11 protein-coding genes and 2 pseudogenes are annotated in these 6,733 nt (G+C 55.2%); 10 read left to right on the plus strand and 3 right to left on the minus strand.

Translation table 11 applies throughout. The annotated features are described in order from the left end of the window. Positions 1-46: 46 nt before the first annotated feature. Positions 47-703 carry a pyrimidine 5'-nucleotidase gene (locus HMPREF3107_RS07995; RefSeq protein WP_070454828.1) on the minus strand — a complete coding sequence of 219 codons (657 nt, stop codon included), beginning with the start codon at positions 701-703 and terminating at the stop codon, positions 47-49. Between the two features lie 52 nt (positions 704-755). Here HMPREF3107_RS07995 and HMPREF3107_RS08000 point away from each other — a divergent pair, with 52 nt between their 5' ends. Beyond that, a complete protein-coding gene (locus HMPREF3107_RS08000) occupies positions 756-1,760 on the plus strand; it encodes a thiamine ABC transporter substrate-binding protein (RefSeq protein ID WP_070454829.1) in 1,005 nt (334 codons plus the stop codon). A 74-nt stretch (positions 1,761-1,834) separates the two neighbouring features. Beyond that, positions 1,835-2,830, plus strand: coding sequence for a 4-hydroxythreonine-4-phosphate dehydrogenase PdxA (gene pdxA / locus HMPREF3107_RS08005; protein ID WP_070454830.1), 996 nt, complete (start codon positions 1,835-1,837; stop codon positions 2,828-2,830). A gap of 20 nt (positions 2,831-2,850) precedes the next feature. Here pdxA and HMPREF3107_RS12380 read toward each other — a convergent pair. Next, positions 2,851-2,959, minus strand: a pseudogene (locus HMPREF3107_RS12380) (IS5/IS1182 family transposase); the annotation flags it as partial. A 232-nt stretch (positions 2,960-3,191) separates the two neighbouring features. Here HMPREF3107_RS12380 and HMPREF3107_RS08010 point away from each other — a divergent pair. The 8 genes from HMPREF3107_RS08010 (at position 3,192) to HMPREF3107_RS08045 (ending at position 6,358) form a co-directional block, all read left to right on the plus strand. Beyond that, complete coding sequence (locus tag HMPREF3107_RS08010) at positions 3,192-3,512, plus strand: hypothetical protein (RefSeq protein ID WP_070454831.1); 321 nt, start codon at positions 3,192-3,194, stop codon at positions 3,510-3,512. 68 nt (positions 3,513-3,580) lie between these two features. Next, on the plus strand, positions 3,581-4,171 hold the full coding sequence (locus tag HMPREF3107_RS08015) for a hypothetical protein (RefSeq protein WP_070454832.1): 591 nt from the start codon (positions 3,581-3,583) through the stop codon (positions 4,169-4,171). A gap of 1 nt (position 4,172) precedes the next feature. Beyond that, positions 4,173-4,517 (plus strand): hypothetical protein, encoded by a 345-nt coding sequence (locus HMPREF3107_RS12150; RefSeq protein WP_070454833.1) that lies wholly within the window; start codon positions 4,173-4,175, stop codon positions 4,515-4,517. Between the two features lie 22 nt (positions 4,518-4,539). After that, positions 4,540-4,782 carry a DUF3440 domain-containing protein gene (locus tag HMPREF3107_RS08025; RefSeq protein WP_070454834.1) on the plus strand — a complete coding sequence of 81 codons (243 nt, stop codon included), beginning with the start codon at positions 4,540-4,542 and terminating at the stop codon, positions 4,780-4,782. Positions 4,783-4,850: 68 nt separating this feature from the next. Further along, positions 4,851-5,261: a hypothetical protein gene (locus tag HMPREF3107_RS08030; protein ID WP_070454835.1), complete on the plus strand. Its 411-nt coding sequence runs from the start codon at positions 4,851-4,853 to the stop codon at positions 5,259-5,261. Next, positions 5,258-5,800, plus strand: a complete 543-nt coding sequence (locus tag HMPREF3107_RS08035; protein WP_070454836.1) for an IbrB-like domain-containing protein — start codon at positions 5,258-5,260, stop codon at positions 5,798-5,800. The genes HMPREF3107_RS08030 and HMPREF3107_RS08035 overlap by 4 nt, the downstream gene beginning before the upstream one ends. Positions 5,801-5,829: 29 nt before the next feature. Continuing rightward, positions 5,830-6,150, plus strand: coding sequence for an Aca2/YdiL-like domain-containing protein (locus HMPREF3107_RS08040; RefSeq protein ID WP_168160536.1), 321 nt, complete (start codon positions 5,830-5,832; stop codon positions 6,148-6,150). Beyond that, on the plus strand, positions 6,140-6,358 hold the full coding sequence (locus tag HMPREF3107_RS08045) for a hypothetical protein (protein ID WP_141742860.1): 219 nt from the start codon (positions 6,140-6,142) through the stop codon (positions 6,356-6,358). The genes HMPREF3107_RS08040 and HMPREF3107_RS08045 overlap by 11 nt, the downstream gene beginning before the upstream one ends. Positions 6,359-6,502: 144 nt before the next feature. Here the strand turns inward: HMPREF3107_RS08045 and HMPREF3107_RS08050 are convergent. Then, positions 6,503-6,733: pseudogene (locus tag HMPREF3107_RS08050) on the minus strand (hypothetical protein); the annotation flags it as partial.

The following is a 6,733-nucleotide window of genomic DNA, read 5'->3' on the forward strand; positions in this document are numbered from 1 at the left end:
GATTTTGGGGGGATTTTGCAAAGGTCTCAAACCGAGAAACGGTTTTTCAGACGGCCTCTTGCGCCCATGCGGCCAGCGCGGCCATATCGGGTGCGGCGCAATCGACGAAGGGCAGAGGATGGCTGCCGCTGCCGAACCAAACGGTTTTCATGCCCAGCTTTTTTGCGGCGGCGAGATTGTCGGCGGAATCGTCCACCATCACGCAGTCGGCCGGGTCGGCCTTCATGGCGGTGCATACGGTGAGGTAGGCCGCTTCGGCGGGTTTGTAGAGCAGGCCGAAATCGTCCGTGCCGAACAATGCGTCGAAGCAGTCGGTCAAACCCAGCTCGGCCGCCAAGCCGCGCACATAAAACGACGGCGCGTTGGAAAATACGGCCTTGCGCCCTTTCAGACGGCCTAAAACGTCTGCAGTGCCTTGCACGGGGCGGACTTTCTGCAGGATTTCGTCCATCGGGTGGCTGTGGCGCAGGAAGTCGGCGATGTCGGTTTCGGGATGGTGCAGGCGCAGCCCGGCCAGCGTCGCGCCGTAGCGGTGCCAATAGTCGCGGCGCAGGTGGTCGGCTTCCGATTCGGACAGCTTCAACCGCCGCATCAGGTAGGCGGTCATGCGGCGGTTGATCAGATAAAAAATGCCTTCGTCGGCATGGTGCAGCGTGTTATCCAGGTCAAACAGCCAGATAGTTGTTTTCGGCTCTTTATTCATATCGTTTTAGGCGGTATCATTACCGCGATTATAGCCAAAGGGAGATTATGGTATGAAACGGATTTTACTTGCGGCAGCAACAGCCGCCCTTTTAATGCCTGCCGTGCAGGCGCAGACGGAAGTGCGGCTGGCTGTGCACAAATCGTTCAGCTTGCCGAAAGACGCGTTTGCCGCCTTCGAGCGCGCCAACGATGCCAAAGTATCGGTGATTAAGGCGGGCAGCGGCAACGAATTGGTAAACAAGCTGGTATTGAGCCGCGCACAGCCGATTGCCGATGCGGTGTACGGCCTGGACAACACCACCGTGCTGAAAGCGAAGGAAGGCGGCATCCTCGCCGCCGCCCAACCGCCCTCGGCAGCCGTAACCGCCACCCTGCCCCATGCGGCGGCGGTGGACACGGGCTACATTGCCGTCAACTACGACAAAGCCTGGTTTGCCAAAAACAAACTGCCCCTGCCGCAAAGCCTCGAAGATTTGGCCAAGCCGCAATATAAAGACCTGCTGGCCATGCCCAATCCCGGACTGTCCAGCACAGGTTTAGGCTTCCTGTTGGCCAACATCCAAGGCATGGGTGAGAAGCAGGCTTTCGACTGGTGGGCGAAAATGCGCGCCAACGGCGTGAAGGTAACAAAAGACTGGAGCGAGGCCTACTACACCGAATTCAGCCGCAACGGCGGCTCGCGCCCGCTGGTGGTGGGTTATGCTTCCAGCCCGGCGGCCGAAGTGCATTACGGCAAGGGCAAATTCGATACCCCACCCACCGGCGTATTGTTCCTGAAAGGCGGCGTGTTCCGCCAAGTGGAAGGCGCGGCGGTACTCAACGGTGCGAAACAGCCCGCCTTGGCAGCCAAACTGGTGCAATACCTGCAAAGCGCGCCGGTGCAGAAAGCGGTACCGACCGAAATGTGGGTTTACCCCGCCGTGAAAAACACGCCGCTGCCTGACGTGTTTAAACACGCCCGCGCGCCGCAGCACAGCGACAACCCGTCTGAAGCGGCCATCGCGAAAAACCAACGCCGCTGGGTCAGCCAATGGATACGGGTAGTATTGAAATAACCGCCGCAGCGAACAGGCCGTCTGAAAATCCGAAAACGGGTTTTCAGACGGCCTCAACCCATCAAGGAACCATCATGTCCCTTCCCGTTATCGCCGTCACCGGCGGCGAACCTGCCGGCATCGGCGCTGACATCTGCCTCGACCTTCCCGCCGCCAAACTGCCCTGCCGCCCCATCGTCCTCGCCGACATCGGCCTGCTCCGCCAACGTGCGGCGCAGTTGGGCAAAACCGTTGCCCTGCGCGACTTTTCCCCCAACCTCCCGCCGCAGCCCGGCACGCTCGACGTTTGGCACATCCCGCTGGCCGCCCCGTGCGAGGCAGGCCGTCTGAACGCCGCCAACTCGTCCTATGTGCTGCAACTGCTCGACACCGCCCATCAAGGCATTCAAAACGGCACGTTTGCCGCCATGACCACCGCCCCGCTGCACAAGGGCATCATCAACGACGCGGGCGCGGGCGGCGGATTTTTCAGCGGCCACACCGAATATCTGGCCGAAAAAAGCGGCACGCCCCGAGTCGTCATGATGCTGGCGGGCGGCGGCCTGCGCGTGGCATTGGCCACCACCCACCTGCCGCTGAAAGACGTAGCCGCCGCAATTACCCGCGAAAGCCTGCTGGAAACCGCCCGCATCCTGCACCGCGATTTACGGCACAAATTCGGCCTTGCGCACCCGCGCATCCTGGTTGCCGGCCTCAACCCGCACGCGGGCGAAGGCGGCCATTTGGGGCATGAGGAAAACGACGTCATCATCCCCGCGCTGGAAGAAATGCGCGCCGCCGGACTGGACATCCGCGGGCCGTATCCGGCCGATACGCTGTTTCAGCCGTTTATGCTGAAAGATGCCGATGCCGTGCTGGCGATGTATCACGACCAAGGCCTGCCGGTGTTGAAATACGCTTCCTTCGGCCAAGGGGTGAACATCACGCTCGGCCTGCCCTTCATCCGCACTTCGGTAGACCACGGCACGGCCCTCGATTTGGCCGGCACGGGCCGCGCCGACAGCGGCAGCCTGATGGCGGCCGTTCGGACGGCCTGCGAAATGGCGGCTGCCGGTTTGGCAGGGGATTAAGCTGCCCCGATACCGCCTTATAGTGGATTAACTTTAAACCAGTACGGCGTTGCCTCGCCGTATTATCTGTACTGTCTGCGGCTTCGTCGCCTTGTCCTGATTCAAATTTAATCCACTATATATCCGTTTGAAGCAAAGGCTTGCCCGTTGTAAGGTCGCGCGACTTTTGTCATAGTTTCGCATTTGTTTTGTCATAGGTCATGACAAAAGTCGCTCAAAAAACCTATGACAAAAGTCGCGTAAAACATATTTTACCGCCAACTAAAAAATAAGCAGACGCCTCTTGCATTATTACTAAATAGTTAGTAATATGAACCCATCGGATAGCAAATCGCACACCGAACCTCCTACGGAGCTCATTATGAACAAATCATTTATCTCAATCCCAAAAGTCAGCGGCCAAGGCAGCTATAAAGCAGCCAACGCCATGCACGTCATTTTATGGTCCCCAAATCTCCCCTACCACCACATAGTGTGGGACGGCGCGCAATACTGGATGTTTCATCCAACCGCCGGATGGGATTCCCGATGTGAATACAAAGGACATACTGATTACCTTAGGGTTCAGCCTTCCTATATGGCACTATTTTACGATGTCCCCTTTGTTGTACGGGATATTCCAGTAGAACTTGTCGATACGCATTGGCACGAATATTTGTCTGCCATTAAAGCAGACAAATAAACCACCCATCTTTATATCAATCGCCGGGGACAGCATACGCATACCCCGGGCTCCTCCGGAGATAAATCATGACCGTTAAAATCACCCGCACTGAAACCCGTATCACCGTTACCAGCGAATACAACAAAGAATTTGTCGCCCGTGCCCATAATTTGGCGGGAACATTTGACAGCGCGACCAAGTCTTGGTCGTTCGACATCCGCGACGAGGCAGATGTGCTCGAAGCCTGTTACTACTGTTACGGGGAGGACGGATATCGGCAGCATCTATGTGATGCCGATATCCGCCTGCCTAACGGCTACTACATAGATCGCGACACCATCAATTTCTTCGGGCGGCCAGTAGCCCGTGCATTTAACCGCGACAGCGGGGCAAAAATCTTTGACGGGGTAGTAATAAAGGCTGGGGGCTTTGACTCGGGTGGGTCTGCGAAGCACTGGACCACTTACGCCCAAAAAGGGACAGTCATAGTATTGAGGGACCTGTCCTTACCCTTGGTCGAAATGACCAAGGGAGAATATGGCGACGATGTAGTCGTTGAAATAATCAATCAAAATAAATCAATAATCGGTCAAGTTGATGCTGCCGATTTGAATGCTGAAAAAACCCGCCTGCTGACGCGGTTAGCTGAAATTGACAACCTGCTGGCAGGCAACTGATATGGCCACCCGCATCATATACGAGACGGCCCATGCCCTGCTGCTCGATGTGGATGGGCGGCAGGCATGGGTATCCCGCGACCAATTCAAAAACAAAGGCGGCGGCTTGGGCGAATTATCCGCTGAAATCGCCGACCGACTGGTCAGCCAACCGGCCGTATGGGTAAGCAAGGGCCGCCGGGTGGCCGGCCAACCGGGCGCACAGGTTGGCAAGGGCCGCCGGGTGGTGGACCTGGCTATATTGGCAGATGAGCTCGGTTTTACCGGCGGGCTGAAGATTGTGCCTAAGCCCAATCAGGGACATCAGGCGGCTGCCTTGGCCAAAGGGCGGCGTCCTAAGCGATGAAACAATCGCCGCTTTGCGGGAAATGGGTATAGCCTGCGAAATCTCCGAACATGCGGGCAACTACCACAGCGACAAAAAGGCTGTGGTCTTTGCCGAATATCCAGACGATGCCCCGGTAAAGGATTTCATGTTTGTCCCCAGCTGGAAACGGATGGCTGTAACCATCCTGAAAAACGACCACACCTGCAAATACATGGGCTTTAGTCAGACCAAGGAACAAACCGCAAAGCGCAAACGCGCCTTGGAACTTTACGCCAACTTATGACCATTTTTACTTGTGTAGTTACTAAATAGTTAGTAATATATGGCCATCGGATAGCACAGGAAAATGCAATGCCAATCAAAGAATACATACACGGAGACGGTAAGGATTACCAGCTGTGGGGTAATGTGGGGCGGCTGATCGTTGATCCGGCCGTCCACAAGAAGCTGGGGGTTGCCGTCAGCTCGAAAGAAAAGGACGTATGGTGGGTCAATATGACCGAAAAATCCTGCACGACAGGCTTTGCATCCGCCCGTCCCATGCAGAACGGCAATCTCCATCTGCGCTATTTTTACAGTGCGGATGATAACGCGATGGAGCTTAAAACCCTGGTTATGCGGTCGGTCAGATATGCCCGCGAACACGGGCACAAACAGATTTACACCAACCAGCCTAGGGACATGGTTTGGTTGGCAAAACTGGGTTTTAAACCCATACCGAAAGAGAAAGGGATATTTATCAAATGGGAGATGGAGTTATGAGTAGCCCAAGCCCGGTTTACAACGTAAAGGCAGTGCCGGTGGAGAAAATCCACGCCAACGCTTACAATCCCAACAGCGTGGCCCCGCCCGAAATGAAGCTGTTGGAGCTATCCATATGGGAAGACGGGTATACCATGCCCATAGTCTGTTATTACCTGCCGGAAACAGACGAGTATGAAATCGTAGACGGCTACCACCGCTACACAACCATGCTGACCAGCGAGCGCATCTACAAACGGGAAGGCGGCAAACTGCCGGTGGTAGTCATAGACAAACCGTTGCAAAACCGTATGGCATCGACCATACGGCACAACCGGGCTCGGGGAACGCACAGTATAGATTTGATGAAAAACATCGTTGCCCAATTGGTGGAAGCCGGTATGGGGGATGATTGGATACGCAAACACATCGGCATGGACGAGGACGAGCTGTTGCGCCTGAAACAAATTACAGGCATAGCCGCCCTATTTCAGGAAGCGGATTTCTCGGCCGCTTGGGTGGCTGATAAAGATGAAATTGCGGAGATGGAGGGCAAATGAACCTAAAACTGCTTAGAATGGCTATGTGCATGTCCACCGAAACGGCGGCAAGGGTATTGGCTGCCCGTCCAGATCACCCGGACGGGGTATCGGAAACTACCTGGAAAAGGTGGGAAGCGGGAAAGAAGGAGCTGCCGCCCGACATGCAGGAACACCTGCAAAAAATTGAACAAACCCTGAAAGGCATACTCGGTACAGTGGCAGAGATGCCGCGCCAAGCTGATGGATCGGGCATTGCCTATCACGGGGGACGGGTGCAATCTCCCGATCTTGCCTACCACCAGCAACTTGCCGCTACCGTTTGGGCATACGCCCTTGGCGTCAAAACCAAGGACTTGGATGATGAGTAATTCTACAACCCAGCACAGTAAGGGGTTGCGGGCGGCATCAGCCAAAGCGGCCATGCGGAAACGCCTGTCAAACCCGAATTACAAGCAAATCAGCATAGGTGGAAACAGTGAGGTTATTGAACGATTTATAGCCGCACTGGACGGTACGGGCGAAGTTGGCAGAATCAATCAACTTAAGGTTGTACTGGATAAATTGGAGGAACTTTGATTTTATAATGTTCTATGCCCAATCTGTGACAAAACCCGCGCAAAATTTAGCTTATTCATCATCTTTGTTTCAAAATAATCCCCGTTTAATAGTCTGTTAAACGGGGATTATCTTATGCCTTTAAAAGTAGTATGCCGCCCGCTGTCAGAACTTATAAATCAGGTGGTCATCGTAGCTTGAATTACGGTTGATGGTGCTGCTCACAGTCAAGGTTTGACTGCCTGCAAAACGCTCCCATCCGGGCAGGTGCAGTTCGGCTACGAGGTCAAGATAGGCAGGCAGTTCGCTGCGGGTGCTGCTGAAAAAGATAAAGGGTGGGCGCACCATTGCCATCAGGCGCAGGAACTCGACCATGCCGAAGTAGGCTGCCTTGCG

Origin of the sequence: Neisseria sp. HMSC31F04 (assembly GCF_001807735.1) — a bacterium.
Classification (GTDB): Bacteria; Pseudomonadota; Gammaproteobacteria; order Burkholderiales; family Neisseriaceae; genus Neisseria; species Neisseria elongata.